The organism is Caldicellulosiruptor acetigenus, from assembly GCF_026914305.1.
Lineage (GTDB): Bacteria > Bacillota > Thermoanaerobacteria > Caldicellulosiruptorales > Caldicellulosiruptoraceae > Caldicellulosiruptor > Caldicellulosiruptor acetigenus.
Genome location: NZ_CP113866.1, coordinates 1,125,284 through 1,143,528, shown reverse-complemented (window position 1 = coordinate 1,143,528; position 18,245 = coordinate 1,125,284). Strand labels below are relative to the sequence as shown.

General features: G+C 36.3%; 21 protein-coding genes. 9 read left to right on the top strand and 12 right to left on the bottom strand.

Going from position 1 to position 18,245, the window contains the following annotated elements; all coding sequences use genetic code 11:
* Positions 1–8 precede the first annotated feature (8 nt).
* The 4 genes from OTK01_RS05660 to OTK01_RS05645 are packed head-to-tail and all read right to left on the bottom strand — an operon-like array spanning position 9 to position 5,483.
* Positions 9–1,652 carry an ABC1 kinase family protein gene (locus OTK01_RS05660; RefSeq protein WP_029228710.1) on the bottom strand — a complete coding sequence of 548 codons (1,644 nt, stop codon included), beginning with the start codon at positions 1,650–1,652 and terminating at the stop codon, positions 9–11.
* A 6-nt stretch (positions 1,653–1,658) separates the two neighbouring features.
* A complete protein-coding gene (gene ligA, locus OTK01_RS05655) occupies positions 1,659–3,680 on the bottom strand; it encodes an NAD-dependent DNA ligase LigA (protein ID WP_029228709.1) in 2,022 nt (673 codons plus the stop codon).
* Positions 3,681–3,723: 43 nt separating this feature from the next.
* Positions 3,724–4,824, bottom strand: coding sequence for a Nif3-like dinuclear metal center hexameric protein (locus OTK01_RS05650; protein WP_029228708.1), 1,101 nt, complete (start codon positions 4,822–4,824; stop codon positions 3,724–3,726).
* Positions 4,818–5,483, bottom strand: a complete 666-nt coding sequence (locus OTK01_RS05645; protein ID WP_029228707.1) for a class I SAM-dependent methyltransferase — start codon at positions 5,481–5,483, stop codon at positions 4,818–4,820. Before OTK01_RS05645 ends, OTK01_RS05650 begins: the two co-directional genes overlap by 7 nt.
* Before the next feature lie 100 nt (positions 5,484–5,583).
* On the opposite strand from OTK01_RS05645, the gene OTK01_RS05640 reads away from it, so the two are divergent.
* On the top strand, positions 5,584–5,736 hold the full coding sequence (locus tag OTK01_RS05640; RefSeq protein ID WP_167321285.1) for a hypothetical protein: 153 nt from the start codon (positions 5,584–5,586) through the stop codon (positions 5,734–5,736).
* A gap of 5 nt (positions 5,737–5,741) precedes the next feature.
* On the opposite strand, the gene OTK01_RS05635 is transcribed toward OTK01_RS05640, so the two are convergent.
* Positions 5,742–6,824, bottom strand: a complete 1,083-nt coding sequence (locus tag OTK01_RS05635) for a D-glucuronyl C5-epimerase family protein (RefSeq protein WP_013432891.1) — start codon at positions 6,822–6,824, stop codon at positions 5,742–5,744.
* Complete coding sequence (locus OTK01_RS05630) at positions 6,821–7,981, bottom strand: glycosyltransferase family 4 protein (protein WP_029228706.1); 1,161 nt, start codon at positions 7,979–7,981, stop codon at positions 6,821–6,823. The genes OTK01_RS05635 and OTK01_RS05630 overlap by 4 nt, the downstream gene beginning before the upstream one ends.
* Before the next feature lie 411 nt (positions 7,982–8,392).
* Between OTK01_RS05630 and OTK01_RS05625 the strand changes: the two genes are divergently transcribed.
* Together OTK01_RS05625 and trxA are read left to right on the top strand one after the other, a co-directional pair.
* A complete protein-coding gene (locus OTK01_RS05625) occupies positions 8,393–8,662 on the top strand; it encodes a metal-sensitive transcriptional regulator (RefSeq protein ID WP_013290262.1) in 270 nt (89 codons plus the stop codon).
* Between the two features lie 45 nt (positions 8,663–8,707).
* Entirely contained in the window at positions 8,708–9,034 is a 327-nt protein-coding gene (gene trxA / locus OTK01_RS05620) for a thioredoxin (protein ID WP_029228705.1), read from the top strand.
* Positions 9,035–9,116: 82 nt separating this feature from the next.
* On the opposite strand, the gene OTK01_RS05615 is transcribed toward trxA, so the two are convergent.
* The 3 genes from OTK01_RS05615 to OTK01_RS05605 all read right to left on the bottom strand — a co-directional run bounded on the left by OTK01_RS05615 (position 9,117) and on the right by OTK01_RS05605 (position 11,257).
* Positions 9,117–9,845, bottom strand: coding sequence for an SIMPL domain-containing protein (locus OTK01_RS05615; RefSeq protein ID WP_029228704.1), 729 nt, complete (start codon positions 9,843–9,845; stop codon positions 9,117–9,119).
* 101 nt (positions 9,846–9,946) lie between these two features.
* On the bottom strand, positions 9,947–10,768 hold the full coding sequence (locus OTK01_RS05610) for a helix-turn-helix domain-containing protein (protein ID WP_013432894.1): 822 nt from the start codon (positions 10,766–10,768) through the stop codon (positions 9,947–9,949).
* 57 nt (positions 10,769–10,825) lie between these two features.
* Positions 10,826–11,257, bottom strand: coding sequence for an EamA family transporter (locus OTK01_RS05605; protein WP_013432895.1), 432 nt, complete (start codon positions 11,255–11,257; stop codon positions 10,826–10,828).
* 111 nt (positions 11,258–11,368) lie between these two features.
* Between OTK01_RS05605 and OTK01_RS05600 the strand changes: the two genes are divergently transcribed.
* The 6 genes from OTK01_RS05600 (at position 11,369) to ychF (ending at position 16,248) form a co-directional block, all read left to right on the top strand.
* Complete coding sequence (locus OTK01_RS05600) at positions 11,369–11,569, top strand: hypothetical protein (protein ID WP_013432896.1); 201 nt, start codon at positions 11,369–11,371, stop codon at positions 11,567–11,569.
* A gap of 5 nt (positions 11,570–11,574) precedes the next feature.
* Positions 11,575–13,461, top strand: coding sequence for a heme NO-binding domain-containing protein (locus OTK01_RS05595; protein WP_029228703.1), 1,887 nt, complete (start codon positions 11,575–11,577; stop codon positions 13,459–13,461).
* Positions 13,462–13,484: 23 nt separating this feature from the next.
* Positions 13,485–13,739: a CPF_0552 family protein gene (locus tag OTK01_RS05590; RefSeq protein WP_013430076.1), complete on the top strand. Its 255-nt coding sequence runs from the start codon at positions 13,485–13,487 to the stop codon at positions 13,737–13,739.
* A gap of 36 nt (positions 13,740–13,775) precedes the next feature.
* On the top strand, positions 13,776–14,441 hold the full coding sequence (locus OTK01_RS05585; protein ID WP_013432898.1) for a lytic transglycosylase domain-containing protein: 666 nt from the start codon (positions 13,776–13,778) through the stop codon (positions 14,439–14,441).
* Between the two features lie 398 nt (positions 14,442–14,839).
* A complete protein-coding gene (locus tag OTK01_RS05580) occupies positions 14,840–14,998 on the top strand; it encodes a hypothetical protein (RefSeq protein ID WP_013432899.1) in 159 nt (52 codons plus the stop codon).
* 161 nt (positions 14,999–15,159) lie between these two features.
* The gene (gene ychF, locus OTK01_RS05575; RefSeq protein WP_013432900.1) at positions 15,160–16,248 is read left to right on the top strand and encodes a redox-regulated ATPase YchF; all 1,089 of its coding nucleotides are present in this window, start codon (positions 15,160–15,162) and stop codon (positions 16,246–16,248) included.
* Between the two features lie 79 nt (positions 16,249–16,327).
* Here ychF and larC2 read toward each other — a convergent pair whose 3' ends face one another.
* Genes larC2 through larB form a run of 3 tightly spaced genes read right to left on the bottom strand, consistent with a single transcriptional unit; the run spans position 16,328 to position 18,240 of the window.
* Positions 16,328–16,660 carry a nickel pincer cofactor biosynthesis protein LarC2 gene (gene larC2 / locus OTK01_RS05570; RefSeq protein WP_029672150.1) on the bottom strand — a complete coding sequence of 111 codons (333 nt, stop codon included), beginning with the start codon at positions 16,658–16,660 and terminating at the stop codon, positions 16,328–16,330.
* 44 nt (positions 16,661–16,704) lie between these two features.
* Positions 16,705–17,448 carry a nickel pincer cofactor biosynthesis protein LarC gene (gene larC, locus OTK01_RS05565; protein ID WP_029672148.1) on the bottom strand — a complete coding sequence of 248 codons (744 nt, stop codon included), beginning with the start codon at positions 17,446–17,448 and terminating at the stop codon, positions 16,705–16,707.
* Positions 17,449–17,478: 30 nt separating this feature from the next.
* Positions 17,479–18,240, bottom strand: a complete 762-nt coding sequence (gene larB, locus OTK01_RS05560) for a nickel pincer cofactor biosynthesis protein LarB (RefSeq protein WP_029228702.1) — start codon at positions 18,238–18,240, stop codon at positions 17,479–17,481.
* Positions 18,241–18,245: the final 5 nt, after the last annotated feature.

Here is an 18,245-nt window from a genome sequence, read left to right as displayed (position 1 = left end):
CATAAATATTATTTTTCTTTTCTGATAATCATAACAAGCATAATGATAATAAGAACAATCAATATTAATATACCCAATCTTAAAGCCCACAAATACCATGCTGATAAAATTGTTTTATACAAGGCTGGAGATAATAACCCTCCAACCGTCATACCTGCAATTATTATGCTAACTGAAAGAAGAATAACCGAAAGCGAAACCTTGTTTGCGAGTCTTTCCATTTGGTGCAGAATCTTGTCTATGTTTTTAATCTCGATATTAACTGTAAGTTCGTCCTCTTCAAGCTTTTCTAATATTGTCTCTGTCTTTTTGGGCAAAAACTCAAGTAAACTGAAGTAAGATGACAAGATGTTAAACAAATTAGCAATGCTGAGTTTGGAAAGCCTATTTTTGAACACAAGCCTGTTTACATAGGGCAAAATGGCCTCCAAAATATTTAACTCAACTTTCAAAAGAGCAATGTCATTCTCAAGAAGGCTGAGCGTCCTGCCAAACAAAACAAACTGCTGCGGAATTTTTAGCTTGTACTTAAACGTAAGCTTAAAAACATCATTGAACACATCTGCTACCTTAATAGAACTGATGGGCTGGTTTATATAGTGATTAACAATACTTTCAATATCATTGTAAAATTTGTTGGCATCAATGCCTTTTTGAATTATTCCAAGTTCTTTGAAAGCCTTTAATGTCCTTTTTTTGTCGTTAAGAACTATTCCCAAAAGCAAGTTAGAAAGATTTTCCCTGTCTTGTTTGGTAAGATAGCCCATCATTCCAAAGTCTACAAAGGCAATCTCGTGATTATCTGTAATTAAAATATTGCCTGGATGAGGGTCTGCATGAAATGTCCCAAGCTCAAATATCTGCGAAAGATACAGATTTACAAGTTTTTTGCCAAGCTTCACCCTCTCTATCAACGGAATTTTTTCAATTTCTATAGTGCCTAAGGTGCTTGCATCAACAAAACTTGTAACAAGAACCTCTTCAGAGCAAAGCTCATCATACACATCAGGAATAATAACTTCTTTTGTTGAAAGAGCTTTCCTGAGCTTTTTTATATTGTTTTGTTCAAACCTGAAATCTATCTCTTTTAAAAGCACATTTGCAACTTCGTTTACTATATCAGAAAAACTGACAATATTTTTCACTGGTGAGTACTTGTCCAGAATTGAACTAATTCTTTTTAATATCTCTATATCAGTTTTAACTTCATTATCAACATTAGGTCTTCTTATTTTCACAGCGACCTTTTTGCCATCTATATAACCTATGTGGACCTGGCCAATTGAAGCTGTTGCAATTGGCTCTTTTTCTATATACTCAAACTTATCAAAGATGCCATTTCGGACCAAAATACTTTTTGCCTCATCAAAAGAAAATGATTTTACGTTTTCCTGAAGATTTTTAAGCTCTGCTATAATGTCTTCTGGCACAAGGTCAGGTCTGTTAGCAAGAAGCTGACCCATCTTTATAAATGTTGTTCCAAGTTCCTCTAAAGCACTTTTGAGCCTCTGACCCCTGTTTGCCTTGTTATCAGAAAACCTTTTAAATTTTACAAGTGGTGTGCTGCTAAAGATATAGCCAAATCCGTGTTTTACAAAGACATTTATTATAGTCTTAAGCCTGTTTATCCTTTTTCTTTTTGTGTTTGGCAAACAAACTCACTCCATTAAAATCTTTTCTACTTCCTCGCAGGATGAAGCTTTTACTAACTTTTCAAAATCCTCTTCGTTCAAAATCTTAACACCAAGCTGCTGAGCTTTTGTAAATTTGCTACCAGGGTCCTGACCTACAATCACAGCTGTTGTCTTTTTAGATACACTTTCTGTCACTTTTGCCCCAAGACTTTCTAAAATCTCTTTTGCCTCATTTCTGCTATACTTTGACAGTGCCCCTGTCAAAACAAATGTGTAGCCTTTTAAAATATCCGATTTTGCTTTCTTTTCAGAAACTGTATTGACACCAGCTGCTTTTAATCTTTCTATTAGGTGTCTTGTCTGCTCCTGCCTGAAAAATGTCACAACGCTTTTAGCCATCTTTTCACCAAAGTCAGGAAGACTTAGAAGCTGATCTTCTGTTATAGTAAAAAGGTCATCTATAGACGATATATGCTCAGCAAGAGTTTTTGCAGCTTTTTGCCCAATGTGCCTGATACCAAGCGCGTATATGAGCCTGTCTAATGGTCTGTTTTTAGATGCCTGTATAGCTTTCAACAAATTATTTGTCGACTTTACGCCAAAACGCTCTAAATTTACCAAGTCTTCAAACTTCAAATAGTAAATATCTGCAGGAGTCTTTATAAGACCTCTTTCAAACAAGGTTTTTACAACCATTTCGCCCATGCCGGCGATGTCCATCGCATCGCGCGAAACAAAGTGCAAAATTAACCTGTAACTTTTAGCAGGGCATTCAACACCTGTGCACCTGTAAGCAACCTCATCTTCAAATTTTATAACATCAGCTCCGCAAACAGGACATTTTTTGGGCATCTCAAAAATTCTTTCTTGCCCCGTTCGTTTTGAAAACACAACCTCAACAACCTCAGGAATAATCTCTGCAGCTTTCTGCACTATCACAGTGTCGCCAATTCTAATGTCTTTTTGCCTTATATAGTCCATGTTATGAAGAGTTGCTCTTGAAACAACAGAACCTGAAATTCTAACAGGCTCTAAAATTGCTGTTGGTGTAAGAATACCTGTTCGTCCCACATTGACTTCAATATCCAAAAGCTTTGTCTCCTTTTTTTCAGGCGGGAATTTATAAGCAACAGCCCATCTTGGCGACTTTGCAGTCGCACCCGCAATATCTCTCAGTCTTAGCTGGTTCAGCTTTACAACAGCACCGTCTATCTCAAAAGGAAGCAAGTCCCTTTTTTCTTCAATCTTCTTTATAGCTTCAAATGCTTCTTTAATATCCCTGCAAACAACATAGTCAGGTGAAACTTTAAAACCAAGACGCTTTAAAAACTCAAGCGCTTCTGCATGTGTTTCAATCTCTTTTTCACACCATTGGACATTGAACACAAATATATCAAGCTTTCTTTGGGCTGTTATTTTTGGGTCAAGCTGACGAAGCGACCCCGCCGCTGCATTTCGTGGATTTGCAAAAAGAGGTTCTTCATTCTCTTCCCTTTCCTGGTTGAGCTTTATAAACTCATCCTTTGGCATGAACACCTCGCCGCGCACAACTATTGAGATGTCCTCTTTGAGCCTTAGCGGAATAGACCTTATAGTCTTTAAGTTTTCTGTCACATCCTCGCCTACATTCCCATCCCCACGGGTTGCACCTCGGACAAAAAGACCATTTTCATACTCAAGTGCAACAGAAAGCCCGTCAATCTTGTACTCAACAACATAGTCAAAATTAGATGTACCAAGAAGTTCCTTTAGTCTTCTGTCAAAATCGTAAAGTTCCCCTTCATTGAACACGTTTGAAAGTGAAAGAAGAGGCACACGATGTACAACCTCTTTAAAGCCCTCTTTTACCTTTCCACCAACCCTTTGAGTAGGAGAATCTGGAAACACATATTCAGGGTATTGCTTTTCAAGCTCAACAAGCTCACGATATAACATATCATATTCATAGTCGCTAATTTCTGGATTATCTTCAACATAGTATTTATAATCATGATAATTGATAAGATCAACAAGCTCTCTTATTCTCTTTTTTATAAACTCACTCATGCGCCTTTTTCACCCTCTTTGTTTACAATTTTAAAATTTAGGTTTAGTAAATGTTTGTAAAGCTGGTATTGATTTTGGATTTATATATTTTCAGATCATCTTTTTTCTTAAAGTCTTCAAAAAGGCTGTAAACGATATCCACAAACACCTTCTCGCTCTCATAATGACCAAGCTCTATTATGCTCATGGATAGCGACTTTGCCAACAAAATCCCGTGGTGACCAACTTCCCCTGTGATAAGACAGTCTGCACCTTTGAAATATGCATCCTTTATAAGATCCTTACCAGAACCACTGACAATGGCTATCTTCTTAAAAGCATCTTTTTGAATGCTTGCTTTTACAAAGTCAAGTCCAAGTTTTTGTTTTAGCTCTAAAATAAGTTCTCTTGCCAAAACCTCTCTTTCACCAATAACTCCTAAACTTTCATATGATATTTCATTTTCAAGCCGGTATATGTCATATGCAACCTCTTCATAAGGATGAGCTTTTAACATCGCTCTTATCACATTTTTAAGCTTATCTTCAGGTACTATGCTCTCAAGTCTCACCTCTTTAACCCTTTCAAGCTTACCTACCTCTCCCAAAAAAGGTTTTGCACCTTCTTGAGGTTTAAAACTTCCTTCACCTTCTGTGGCAAAAAAGCAGTGGCTGTATTTTCCAACAAAGCCCGCACCTTCATTTGCCATTGCCTCTAACACATTTTGAACATAGTCTACCGGCACATACACCACAACTTTAAAATACCCATTTTTTTGTTTGACGCTCAAACCTTCAATGTTTTTAAGACCTATGAGATTGGCAAGCCAGTGGTTTATACCGTATTTCGAGACATCTGCACTGGTGTGAGCAGAGTATATATTTATGCCGTTTTTGATAGCATCTATGATAATCCTTCCTTCTGGTGTGTCATCTTTTATGCTTTTGATTCCCTGAAAAATAAGGGGATGATGGGAAATTATAAGCTTTGCTCCAAGCTCTAATGCTTCTTTTATAACCTCTTCTGTTATATCAACACAGATTAAAACCGAATCTAATTTGTCTGAATAACTTCCAACCTGAAGACCACAGTTGTCCCATTCATATGAGAGCTTTTTGGGAAAATAGGTCTCTATAAACGAAATTATCTCCTGAACACTTACCACTTTTTCAATTCCTCCTCAATCATAATTAAAACCTTTTCTTCATATGAGGTATCTAAAAAGCTCTTCTTTTTCATCCCTATGATTTTCTTCATCTTTTCTTTCATTTTCAAAAGAAATTCGTAAGCTTCTTCTGTTCTGTCAAGAATGTGTCTTCCAATGTAAATATCTTTATCTGAAAAAGATATTTTTTCCGGCAAGTAGCTGGATTTTATAATAACATAAAACCTGTTTTTGTCTTTTATAACTTTTTCCTTTAATATATCAAACCCATTTTCAAAAAGCCATTTTCTTAAAAGCTCAACATCTTTCATTGGCTGCAATATCAAGGTGGTATTAAATATTCTGTCCTTTGCCCTGGATAAAATACTACAGATGTTTTCTGCTCCCATCCCTGCAATAACAGCTTCATCAACACTGCCCTCAATTGGGTCAAATCCGTTGCCAAGTAAAAACTCTATTTTATCATCCACATTTTCTTTTTTAGAAAGCTCTTTTGCTTTCAAAAGAGGTTGAAGATTGATGTCAACTGCAAAGACTCTATTTGCAATTTTTCTTTTGATAGCTTCTACCGCAACATATCCGTGGTCACATCCTATATCAGCAAGAGTATTGCACCTATCCAATAGATTTATGATTTCCTCAATTCGCTTTGAAATCACTAAAACCTTTCTCCCCAAAATCTATCTTTTTCTTTCTAATAACAATTATAATTTTTGTCAATAATAATATCAAACACTTTACTTAGCAGGAATAAAAGAAATGAAAAAGCCAAGTGATATTGAAAGAATAACAGAAACATTCCAAAACTATTTGAATCTTAGCAAGGAAGATAGTCAAAACAATCTCAAAACAACCATAGAAAATCAAAATACACCAATTTTTAAAAAATTAGAAGAAAAAAAGAGGTTGTGAGAAACTTACACAACCTCTTTGTTCTTTTCTTCACTTTTAACAAGCTCTTCAATGAAAAGCCTTGCTAAGAGGTAGCAAATGGTAGACTCTGCACCCTGGTTCTGGTTAATGCCATCCTCTTCTATACCGTCTCTACATCCTCCTGTTTTTTCATCATACAGAGGTTTTCTGTGAATATTTTCACCCAAAAACCACCTGAAAGCTTTGAGAGCTTTTTCTTTGTATTCTTTTTCTTCAGTGATTTTATAAGCCTCAGTATAGGCAATCACACAGTCACATGCATCAATTGGTTGTTCATCAAAATAAGGACGTTCTTTCCCTTTTTCATACCATCCTCTGTTCCCTATAACTCTCAAAAAGCCATTTTCAAATAAAATACCAGACAAGAAATCAAGAGCTTCTTTTGCAACCTTTAAATACTTTTCTTTTTCTGTAACAGCAAAAGCTCTAAACAAAGCATAGGGAATTATCGCATTGGCATATGTGAGCTTGTCTGAAAACCATTTCCAGTTTTCATCTGAGTGTTTGTGGTAAAAGTTTAAAAGTTTTTCAGAAAGAGCTTCTAAGTACATTTTTGCTTCACTTGAAAACTCTTTTATGTCGTGCAGTATTGAAAGTGCAATCACTGAATATGCAATGCTAATTGGATAGGTGAGATGCAAAACATTTCTGAGCGAGCGTTTTAACATCACATACGCAAGCTCTTTAATAGAGCTATCAAGTATCTCAGAGCTGTAAACATACGAAAGAGCAATCAAAGACCTTGCAAAACAGTCTTCTGTGCCTTTCTCGTCCAGAAACACCCTTGAATAATTCATAAAGTTTCTGAAAAAGCCATCCTCAGTGTAAGCATTGTATAAAAACGCCATGTATCTGTAAACAAGGTCAAGGTAAGATTTGTCTCCTGTCTTTTCATAAAGCCTCAAGGCAACAATCAGCGCTCTTGCATTGTCATCTGTGGTATATCCTTCTTTGTAGTTTGGGACTGAGAATTTAGCGTGCTGCAAAATTCCTGTTGAGTCTGTCATTCTAAAAAGATGTTTTGTGTTCAAAGAAGGAAGGGCAAGCCTTTTTGTTCCTCTTTTCATGCTATCACCCCTACCTTCTTATTTATCTCAACAACATCATAGAATATATCTATCATTCTCTTTGCAACATTGTGCCAGTACATTTCTTTGCCAATCTCCAATGTCTTTCTTTCAATCTCTTTCCTGAGACTTTCATCTTTCAAAAGCATCAATATACCATCTGCAATCGACTGTGCATCTTCAAACTCTACAAGAACACCTCTGCCACTTGATAGCATCTCCTGAGCGTAAGTATAAGGCGTCGAAACTATAGCCTTGCCAGAACCAATAGCATATGCGAGCGTACCTGATACTGCCTGCTCCCTCCCTATGTAAGGAGTCAGGTAAATGTCGCTCAGTCGCAAATACTCCATTATTTCTACTTTTGTTAGATATTTGTCAACAAACTGGACGTTGTTTTCTAACTTTAATTCTTTTACCATATTCATAAGTTTTTCTCTATACTCTTCGCCCTTTATTCTTTTGATATTTGGATGTGTTTGACCCAAAATTAAATACACAGCCTCTGGAAATTCTTTTCTTACCTTGTCCATTGCTTCAATCGCATACTCTAAACCCTTGCCAGGGCTAATAAGCCCAAACGTGGATATCACTTTTCTACCTTTTAATCCATACTTTTCTTTTAAAGTCTCTCTATCTTCAAGTTCCATATAAGGAACACCATGATGAACAATTTCAATCTTTTCTTCTTCTATGTCATACACTTCCATGAGAATATCCTTTGTTGTTTTTGCCATTGTGATGACCTTGAAACTTGCATCTGCCAACTTTTTCAGTATCTCAAATTGTTTTGCAGTTGGATTTTTCAAAACTGTGTGGAATGTTGTAATGATTGGTTTTTTGATAAGCTTCACAAATGGGATTATATAATCTCCATCCTCCCCGCCAAATATCCCATATTCATGCTCAATTACCACAACATCAATGTCAGACATATTAATAAGATTAGCTGCTTTTACATAATTTGAAAATTTATCTTGGTTAATATCATATATTACTCTATTGTCATAAATATGCTTGTCTTTGCTCAGAGCAATTATATAACAACGTCTTACATCATTATATTTTTCAATTGCATTTACCAAATCCTGTGTAAAAGTGGCAATACCACATTCTCTCGGAGGATATGTGCTTACAAACACTGGCTTTATAGCCATTCCAATCCCTCCTTTTCAAAAAATATTTAGCTTGTAGCTAAAATTATTTTTCCCACTGCCACTTTTACTTATACCTTACTTACGAAAACCGCTGGAAACCCACAGACGACATGAGACTTTGACTTTATACCCTGACTTGTTTTACTTTGACCTTCCTTGATTTTCATTATACCCATCTGTGAATACTTGTCAATTATTAAAAAAGCCTATTTCGGGCAATTTAAGACCAAAATCCACGATTATTTTTTAATTTTTTGAGAAAAACCAATTCTATCTTTAATTATCTCCTAAAATCTAATGTTTATTATAGAAATCTTTTGCAAAAAATTATTTTTAAAAATGTTGACAAAATGAAAAAAGAGGGTATAATAAATAAGTGATAGGGGTATATGGTATAGGGAGGGTTTGAAAGTGGATGAACTGAGCAAGGAAAAAGAGAATCTACTGCTGAGACTCAGAAAGATTGAAGGACAGATTAAGGGTATCCAGAAGATGATTGAGAATGACAAGTCTTGCAACGATGTTTTGACACAGATTGCAGCTGTAAAAGCTGCACTCAACAAGGTAGGAGCAATCATACTTGAAAAGTATTCAAAGTCATGCATTGCCGAGTACAAAAATACTGAAAATGAAAAAAGCATTGATGAGCTGATTGAAACCTTATTAAGGTTTATCAAATAAATAAAAAATGGGTATATATAAAAATTGAAAGGGGATGTGATAAAGATGGCAAATAATATTGTAACCCTGACAAGTGAAAACTTTGAAAGAGAGGTCTTGCAATCAGATATTCCTGTTGTTGTTGATTTCTGGGCAGCGTGGTGCGGACCTTGCAGAATGGTTGCACCTGTTATAGAAGAGCTTGCTCAGGAATATGCAGGGAAAGTAAAATTCGCAAAACTCAATGTTGACGATTATGGCGACATAGCATATGCATTTAGAATCATGAGCATTCCGACAATAATGCTCTTTAAAAATGGCAAGGCAGTTGACAAGATTATCGGTGCAAGACCTAAGAGCGACTTTGTAAACTTTATAAACAGAAATCTGTAATATCTTAATGCTACTTGAAAAAACTACCTGAAAAGGCGGCAGTGATAAAACTGCCGCCTTTTTGCATATATTTTAGAAAATCTCAATATACCAATGTTACCTCTGCCTTTATCTCAATTGTTCCAGGCTGAATTTGGGTTGATGTTGAAGAAGCCATAGCTTCTGCTTTGTAGTAGACTATAGGAGGATTGTTCACATAGCTATTTTCAGTAACAGATTTTGGCTTGCCAAGGCTTATGCCAAGCCCTTTTGCAATTGTTGATGCTTTTTGCTTTGCATTTTCAAGTGCTTTTGAGAGTGCCTGGTTGTAGTAAGACGATGAGTTTGAGACATCAAATGTAAGGCTACTGAATGTATTTACACCATTTTTGAATGCAGTATCAATCACCTTCCCAACAATAGAAAGATTTCTTACAGTTACAGTCAAATCAGTTGATGCATAAAAGCCCACTATCTTTGAAGTGCCGTCATCTTTGTTGTAAGAATATTTTGGATAAACATTTACTCTGAGTGTCTTTATATCCTTTGGGTCAATTCCAAGCTTTTTTACTGCATCAATGGTTTTGTTAATCTTTGCTGCAGTCTGAGAGTATGCAGCATCTGCACTTATATCTTCACTCACAACTCCAAATGTCAAAATGGCTATGTCAGGTTCTACATACACCGATGCCTGTCCTTTTACAGTAATCTCTGTTTTTGGCTGGACAGATGCAGATGAAGCATCCACCTTTCGCGCAAAAAATACCAAAAAAGTTGCCAGCAGCAGCAGCAAGCTTGCCAAACTCACAGCTACAATCTTTTTGTTTTTCATTTTCGATTAAATTCCCTCCCATAAAACAATTTTTTCTTGTTTTTCACTCTACCTTATATAACGCTTCACTTTCATAAATGTTGTGCTCCTTAGAAAATTTTTTAACCAAATAGCCTTTTGAACTGCATTGGAGTTATACCTTCTAATTTTTTGAACATGTAGCAAAAATAACTTGGATTTTTGAATCCAACCTCATAGCATACTTCTTTTATTTGAATCATCGGATTTTTTATCAAAAGTTCTTTTGCTTTTTGAATCCTAATTCTTATCAAGTATTCGTAGGGCGTTGTTTGAAAAGTCTTTTTAAAAACTGAGCAAAGATGCTGCGGTGAAAGACCAATCTGCTTAGAAAGTTCATCTAAGGTGATGTTTTTAAAATAATTCTCTTCAATATATTTCAAGATTGGAAGTAACTTTAAATAGTTGCTCTCAAAATTTCTCTCAATTTTATTTTGCAGATTTAATGCCATGTGAAGGATGAAGCTATAAATGAGCTGTGAACATTCAATCGACACTATATAATTGTAAAATGATGCTTTGTTTGAAATAGCTTCTAAGATGCCTTCCAAATATTGCTTGCTTGAGAGTTTAAATATTTCAAAAGGTTTTATTCCCATAGTTTTTAATATCATTTCAGAGGCAGGTCCATTGAAAGTAAGCCACACTGTTGACCACTCAGAAGATATTGCATAATATTCATGAGGCACACCTGGCCACAAGAAAAATGCAGTAAACTCATCAACAATGTATTCCTTCCCATCCACAATTAAAACTCCACTACCGTGTGCGGTATGAAGATAATGAAAATCCGGATGCCCATTCTTTCTGATAATATGCTCTTGACACTGATTGTAACCCACACTCTTGAGATAAATAGGAAGTCCTTTTTCCAAAGAAGTGTTGACTATAAAACATGTCTTCATACTGCTGTCTTTCCCCTCTTAAAAGTCTTTAATCTACATTTTTCCTAAAATAACTTCTCAGCCCAGTGCAACAAATATAGAACCTGCGGCAATTAGCAACACTCCAATTGCTGTGTAAAATGAAACCTTCTCGCCAAGAAAAATGGCAGCAAGTACAATTGCAAACACAACCGAAAGCCTGTCGATTGGCGCAACCTGCTGAACCTTCCCATTCTTGAGAGCCAAAAAATAGAAAAGCCATGATAGAGCTCCTGCAACGCCACTTAAGACAATAAACAAAATAGCCTTTTTATCAGCTAAAACATCTGAAACCTTGCTCAGTCTCCCCTGAAATGCAACTACAATGATTAAAAAAGTAGCCATAATCACAGCTCTTATAGCTGTTGCAACGTTTGTATCAATGCCTTTTAGACCAATCTTTCCAAATATTGCAACAAGAGATGCAAACAGAGCTGATAAAAGTCCGAATATTAGCCACAAATAGTTCATTATATGAATCCCTCCGTTTTCATCAGATGTATAGTTAATTACATTTTAGCCAATAATCAAAATGATAGCAATTAAAAAATTTTAAAACAGAGGGAGAGGTATTGAGGTCAAATGAAAGGGTCAATTGATATTTTATCTCAGATTTCACAGCTCAAAGAGGTTGACTATAAGACTACTTTGATGATAACCTCGCTGATTGAAGTTTTGGTTGACAAAGGTATTATCGCACGAAAAGAAGTTTTTGAAAAATCTATATTTTTGGATAGACTTATAGAAAGCGAAGCACAAAGGAGGATTGAGAAGAGCACATAAAAGTTGTGCTCTTTTTCAATTTTTGTGGTATTATTTATATATATCGCACTTTTTTAGAAAGGGGAAATGAAGGCTTGAAAGGAACTGTTGTTTTAACCTGGCTTGAAACAATTGGAAATATATGGGGAGATGATGTTAAAAAGTATGCACGGCAAGGTATGGGACTTGACGAATCGGTGATAATTTCACCCACAGATGATATTGACGATGAGCTTGTTCACAGGATGATTGAAAAGGCGTGCGAAAAGGCAAATATTCTTCCATCGCAGATGTGGAGAGAGATTGGAAAAAACAACATAAGAACCTTTAGTAAATGGTTCCCTTCATATTTTCAAAGACTGTCTCTCAAAGGCTTTTTGGAATATATGGACGATGTTCACAGCCAGCTTACCCGAATGATAAAAGGTGCAAAGCCTCCGCGAATAATCTTTGAAGAGATATCACCAAACGAAGCCTACATAACGTATGTATCCAAAAGAGGATTTTACGATTATTTTCTTGGTCTTCTTGAAGGAAGCGCTGAATTTTTCAATGAAAAGCTTGATTTTGAAGAGCTTGAAAGATTTAAAGATGAAGAAGGATTTTATCATTTAAAAATTAGAATTAGATTTGAAAAGACAAATCGAAAGGTTAAAAAAGCTTATTTTAATATAATAGCGGGTTTAGGTTTTATAAGGTCTTTGGAGTTTAAGATTTCTATATTCTCATCAATCGCAGTTATAGTTTTAAGTTTTATATTCGAGTCAAACAAAACTGAATATGCCAGCCATCTTCTTACGGCAGGCCTCACTTTTATAACCACATTCTTTGCTGCGTTTTTCATCTTAAGACCTTTAAAGCCTATTTATGATGAGTTAAATTCTCTTAAGAACTTGGATTTTAGTGGCTCACTGATTATAAAGACAAATGACAAATTAGAAAACTTTGCAAAAATGTTAGCAACCACAAAATCTTCTGTTAAAAAAGATTTGCTTTTGCTCAAGGGTGGAAGTGACGAGATATACAATTTCTCAAAGAACATAAAAGAGATTGCTGACAAGATGAAAAGTCTTTCTGATTCAGTATCTGGCATTGTAAACGATGTTGCTCAGGGTGCAGTACATCAGGCAGAAGAGATTGAAAAGGCTATAACAACTCTGAATGAAAATATTGAAAATCTAAAATCAATTGTGTCACAGCAAACTCAAACAAAAGATATTTTGACAGACGTCAATCAAATACTTAACAATTCTGGAAAAGACATAAGTGAAGCTGCAAAGGATATAAACATAATTAGCACAGAGTTTTCTGAGATAGTTCAAAAAGGTAGTAAGCTTTCTGAAGAGGCAAATGAGGTTATGAAGATAACATCAACAGTTGCAGAAATTTCAAACCAGATTAACATGCTTGCACTCAATGCCTCAATTGAAGCTGCAAGGGCTGGAAATGTTGGTGTTGGATTTGCAGTTGTTGCAGATGAGATAAGAAAACTTGCAGACAGCACAATGTCATTTGCAAAGACAATTAATAAGAATCTCAAGACCTTTGTTGAGGAAATTGAAACTCTTTCAACCACTTTAACTCAGCAGTTTGAAAAACTTACAAAGAGCGAGTCTACTTTAAATGACGTTGTGAATAGAAACAACCAAAACATTGAAAGAATATCAAATGTGGTTGAGACTTTGATTGTGCAAATTGAATCTCTTTCGCAGGAAGCTGAAAGGATTTCAAGCGTATTTGAAACAATCACATCTCTTTCGGCAATATCACAAGAAAACTCTGCATCTGCGCAGGAGATGGCAGCTTCAATTTCTATGTATGCAGAGAGTATAAAAGATCTTTTGAGCAAGGTTGCTGACCTTGAAAACCTCTCAAATGTATTTAAAGAAGAGCTTTCGAAATACCGATTATAAAAATTAAGGGGAGGGTTTTGAAAATGTGCAAAACTTTTATAGCTGCAATTTTAGTTGACAACAGGCTACACGATGCACCAAAACTTCAGGAGATTTTGACAAAGCACGGATGTCTTATCAAAACAAGACTTGGAATTCATGAGGCAGGTGAGAGCTGTTCAAACCAGGGACTTATCATCCTTCACATGCAAGCAACAGAGGATGAAATAAAAGCATTTGAAAACGATGTGAAACAGCTTGAGCATGTGAAACTTCAGTATATGAATCTTGAATGCTAAATGTTTTTAAATGAAATTAGCTGAGGGGATTTTGTTATGGCAATTTATAATGTTCAGGATTTTATTGCGCAGAAATTTTCCCAGATAGCGCAAAGAATATCAAGCAAAACTAACCTGCCCCAAAATTTTAAAGATATATTTGTGCAGAGCTTTGAAAATGCCGTTCAAACAACCAATGTAGAAACTGATACACCAATTTTGAGCACACAGACAAAAGCTGCAGATATTATTTTGAACAAAAGACTTGGCAGCTACAACCTGCAAAGCTCAAGCTATTCTTTTGAGCCTTCGACCGACAAATTTAATCTTAGCAAAGACGATATAATATCAATCGCAACACAAAAGGCAAAACAATATGGAGTTTTGCCAAGCCTTGTCTTGAGCGTAATTGAAGCAGAATCAGGTTTTCGTCAAGATACAGTCTCTAAGGCTGGCGCAATTGGTCTTATGCAGCTTATGCCCCAAACCGCAAAATCTCTTGGTGTAAATCCATATGACCCTATTGAAAACTTAGACGGTGGTATAAGATACTTGAAGGAAAAGATTGAAGAGTTTGGTGGAAACATTGAACTTGCACTGGCAGCCTACAATGCAGGACCAGCAAATGTTTTAAAGTTTGGTGGAATTCCACCGTTTGATGAGACCATTAATTATGTTCAAAAGGTACTTTTGAACTCTCAAAAATATAGAGAATATGACTAAAAACACTGACAAAATTTATTGAATTATATGAAAGATTTTGCTAAAATTTATTTGTACTTTCTTAATTCTAAGGGACTATGAACTTATGCACAGAGGTTGAGAACCCCTCGGTGGGATTCGCTTACTGTAAGACTTTTAGTCTTGCATAGTTAGACGCCGAAATAATGGTGTGCATAAGGGAGTCAACCAATCAAGAATTAGAAAGTATTCCCCGAAGCGTTTGCAAGAGGGGATAGAGGGTGTGGGGTTACACCCAGTTAGGCTGAATATAGCCTAATAAAGAATAGTGTTTAATAAAATTTTGAATTGCTTTTAATAGCTTAAGCACTATTCATAACCTGATGTATAATCCCCCTCATAAGTTGCACACATTAATAGAAAGAGGGGGAGATTTAAAGATGGTCAGAACAAGAAAGCTGTATAATCGCCAAAGAAGTAGGTACAGCATGCTCAAAGCAAAAAAGAATATGCTGTGTATGCTTGGGACATACCTTACAGGGCTTTTTAAGGGTATGATGATTGGAATGATAATTGGAAAAAAACTTAGAAAAGATTAAAAGGTTTTAAAAATTTTTTAGCGCCACCTTGTAAAATGGCTCAAAAGAAAGCGGGGTGGCGCTTTTATTTTGCGCAATTCTAAATTGATTTTTGACACAAAGTATTCTATACTGTTTATTTGTAAAAAACAAAAGATTTTCATAGGGGGCAAAAAAGAAAAATGCGACTTGGAATAGTTGGACTTCCAAATGTAGGAAAGAGTACTCTGTTTAATGCAATAACAAAAGCGGGTGCAGAAGCTGCCAACTACCCGTTTTGTACAATTGAACCCAACGTGGGAGTTGTTGCAGTGCCTGATGAAAGACTCGATGTACTTGCAAAGATATACAATCCTGAAAAGGTGACACCTGCTTTTATTGAATTTGTCGACATTGCAGGGCTTGTAAAAGGTGCAAGCAAAGGTGAAGGCCTTGGCAATAAGTTTTTGTCTCATATAAGAGAGGTTGACGCAATTGTTCATGTTGTTCGCTGTTTCGACGACACCGATATAGTCCATGTGGAAGGAAGTGTAAACCCAAGAAGAGACATTGAAACAATCAATTTAGAGCTGATATTTGCTGACATGGAAGTGCTGGAAAGAAGGCTTGACAAGACAAGAAAACTTGCAAAAAACAGCAAAGAAGCAGCACATGAACTTGAAATCATGGAAAAGATTTATTCTACACTGGAAAGTGGCAAAATGGCAAGAACGCTCAAATTCGATGATGAAGACGATTTGAAGTTTGTAAACTCGCTCAATCTTCTTACATTCAAACCTACCATCTATGCAGCTAACATCTCTGAAAAGGATATTGGAAAAGAAAATGAATATGTAAAAGTAGTAAAGGAAATTGCAGCAGAAGAAGGGTCAGAAGTAATTGTCATCTGCGCTAAAATCGAAGAGGAAATTGCTGCACTGCCAGATGAAGAAAAGAAAGAATTCTTAAAAGAGCTTGGCATTGAAAAATCGGGACTTGACAATCTAATCCAGGCAGGATACAGGCTTTTAGGACTAATTTCGTTTTTGACAGCGGGAGAAAAAGAAGTAAGAGCATGGACAATCAAAAAAGGAACAAAAGCACCTCAGGCGGCTGGCAAAATCCACAGCGATTTTGAAAAAGGATTTATAAGGGCTGAAGTTGTGCCGTTTGAAGTGCTGGTAGAGTGTGGCGGGTTTGCCCAGGCAAAAGAAAAAGGACTTGTCAGGTCAGAAGGAAAAGATTACGTCATGCAAGATGGCGATGTGGTCATTTTCAGGTTTAATGTGTAAAGATTTCAACTCTTCAAAATTCAAAAATAAATGGGATGTGCAGCTGATGGATTTTGTGCACATCCCCTTTTTTATCTTTTCATTCACTTAGCTTTTTGATATCTTCAAACTCAAGTTTTACTTTTTTTATGTCTTTATAAGAGCTTATTTTTAATCTCATTTCGGGAACATCGTTAACCTTTCTCACTTCTCTTTCCATCTCTATTCTTTGCATCTTTACAAATCTTATACCAATTGTTGATGTCCAGCGAAAAATTGCAGAGGCTACATCCTCAAAGTTTTGAGCTTTTGTTATAACCCCAATCTTGTAAGCAGGCCGACCTTTTTTCATGAAAATTGGAGTAAAATAGACATCCAAAGCACCGCTTTGCATTATTTTCTCAAGCGCAAGCGAAAGATGCTCACCCGTCATATCATCAATGTTTGCAAATATCTCAAAATAATCACCGTCAGAGTTCAGTTTTTTTTTCCAGCTATAGCTCTTACAACATTGGGAATAGGAAGTTCTTTTGTCCCTGCACCATACCCAATCTTTTCGATGGTCATGCTCGGCATTTGTGAAAAGGAGCTTGCAACTGCTGCTGCAATCCCAATGCCCGTTGGGGTTATAAGCTCAGATTCAATATCCTTTGTGGAAAGTGGAATGCCATTTTGCCTTGCTATCTCCAAAACAGCTGGTGCTGGCACGGGAATAATACCGTGCATCGATTTTGTAAAACCTCTGCCGTCACAAAGAGGCGAAAAGATTATTTTTTCAGGCTTTAAATAGTCTATACAAAGAGAAAATGCAACAATATCCACTATTGAGTCATCTGCTCCAACCTCGTGGAAAGAAATTTCTTCTGGGTTCTTGCTGTGCACTTTAGCCTCTGCCAAGGCTATTTTCTCAAATATCTTTATTGACATTTCTTTTACAGCCTCTGGCAAAGAGCTCTCTAAAAGCATCTTTTTTATGTCTTTAAAAGTTCTGTGATGATGGGTGCTATCGCTGTGATGTTCATGGTCATGTGAATGAGTATTTACTATAAACCTTTTTGCCTTAATACCATTTACAAATTTCTCTTCAACCGAAAGCTCTACATCAAGCTTTAAAAGTGAAATATTTGATTTTATATACTCAAAATCAACTCCACAGTCAATCAGCGATGCAACAAGCATATCACCCGCAAGGCCCGAGATTGCATCAAAATAGAGAATCATAAAAACTTTTCCTCCTCTTTTCTTCCTTCTTTACAAGTTCTGATTTGCAAGCGAATTTATCATATGGGCAACAATGGCCGCACCAAATCCGTTGTCAATGTTGACAACACAAACACCGTTTGCACACGAGTTTAGCATGGTAAGAAGGGCTGAAAGCCCCTTAAAATTTGCGCCATAACCAACAGATGTTGGAACAGCAATAACAGGCTTTGAAACAAGCCCGGCAACAACTGACGCAAGTGCACCTTCCATACCGGCAACTGCAACAACTGCGTTGGCTGACTGAATATCATCAAGGTGGGCAAACAGCCTGTGGATTCCTGCAACACCAACATCGTACATCCTCTTTACATTGTTCCCCAAAATCTCCAAAACTATAGCCGCTTCTTCCGCCACCTTCAAATCGGCAGTTCCAGCAGACACAACCGCAACGTGTCCTTTTGGATTTTTGATAATCTCAACCCTCTTTGCACAGATAATTCTACCTGTTTCATAATATACCACATCATCTTTTAGATGTTCTCTCAAGTATTCATACTGCTCTCTGCTTGCCCTTGTCCCAATAATGTTTATTTCTCCTCTTTCAATCATCCTCTCAAAAATCTTTAAAACCTGCTCTTTTGTCTTCCCTTCACAAAAGATGACCTCAGACATGCCCTGTCTGAGCTTGCGGTGATGGTCAATCTTCGCAAAGTCAATGTCTTCAAACGGCATCTTGGCAAAAGCCTTCAATGCCTCGTCAACCGAAATTTTGCCGTTTCTGACATCCTCAAGTATTTTTCTTACATCCATATTGT

Excerpts from the sequence above, each read along its gene's own strand:
- ychF (WP_013432900.1), top strand. The coding sequence starts at position 15,160 with ATGCGACTTGGAATAGTTGGACTTCCAAATGTAGGAAAGAGTACTCTG.
- trxA (WP_029228705.1), top strand. The coding sequence starts at position 8,708 with ATGGCAAATAATATTGTAACCCTGACAAGTGAAAACTTTGAAAGAGAG.
- larC2 (WP_029672150.1), bottom strand. The coding sequence starts at position 16,660 with ATGACGGGTGAGCATCTTTCGCTTGCGCTTGAGAAAATAATGCAAAGC.
- OTK01_RS05590 (WP_013430076.1), top strand. The coding sequence starts at position 13,485 with ATGTGCAAAACTTTTATAGCTGCAATTTTAGTTGACAACAGGCTACAC.
- ligA (WP_029228709.1), bottom strand. The coding sequence starts at position 3,680 with ATGAGTGAGTTTATAAAAAAGAGAATAAGAGAGCTTGTTGATCTTATC.
- OTK01_RS05600 (WP_013432896.1), top strand. The coding sequence starts at position 11,369 with ATGAAAGGGTCAATTGATATTTTATCTCAGATTTCACAGCTCAAAGAG.
- OTK01_RS05635 (WP_013432891.1), bottom strand. The coding sequence starts at position 6,824 with ATGAAAAGAGGAACAAAAAGGCTTGCCCTTCCTTCTTTGAACACAAAA.
- larC (WP_029672148.1), bottom strand. The coding sequence starts at position 17,448 with ATGATTCTCTATTTTGATGCAATCTCGGGCCTTGCGGGTGATATGCTT.
- OTK01_RS05610 (WP_013432894.1), bottom strand. The coding sequence starts at position 10,768 with ATGAAGACATGTTTTATAGTCAACACTTCTTTGGAAAAAGGACTTCCT.
- OTK01_RS05640 (WP_167321285.1), top strand. The coding sequence starts at position 5,584 with ATGAAAAAGCCAAGTGATATTGAAAGAATAACAGAAACATTCCAAAAC.
- OTK01_RS05615 (WP_029228704.1), bottom strand. The coding sequence starts at position 9,845 with ATGAAAAACAAAAAGATTGTAGCTGTGAGTTTGGCAAGCTTGCTGCTG.
- OTK01_RS05630 (WP_029228706.1), bottom strand. The coding sequence starts at position 7,981 with ATGGCTATAAAGCCAGTGTTTGTAAGCACATATCCTCCGAGAGAATGT.
- larB (WP_029228702.1), bottom strand. The coding sequence starts at position 18,240 with ATGGATGTAAGAAAAATACTTGAGGATGTCAGAAACGGCAAAATTTCG.
- OTK01_RS05605 (WP_013432895.1), bottom strand. The coding sequence starts at position 11,257 with ATGAACTATTTGTGGCTAATATTCGGACTTTTATCAGCTCTGTTTGCA.
- OTK01_RS05585 (WP_013432898.1), top strand. The coding sequence starts at position 13,776 with ATGGCAATTTATAATGTTCAGGATTTTATTGCGCAGAAATTTTCCCAG.
- OTK01_RS05580 (WP_013432899.1), top strand. The coding sequence starts at position 14,840 with ATGGTCAGAACAAGAAAGCTGTATAATCGCCAAAGAAGTAGGTACAGC.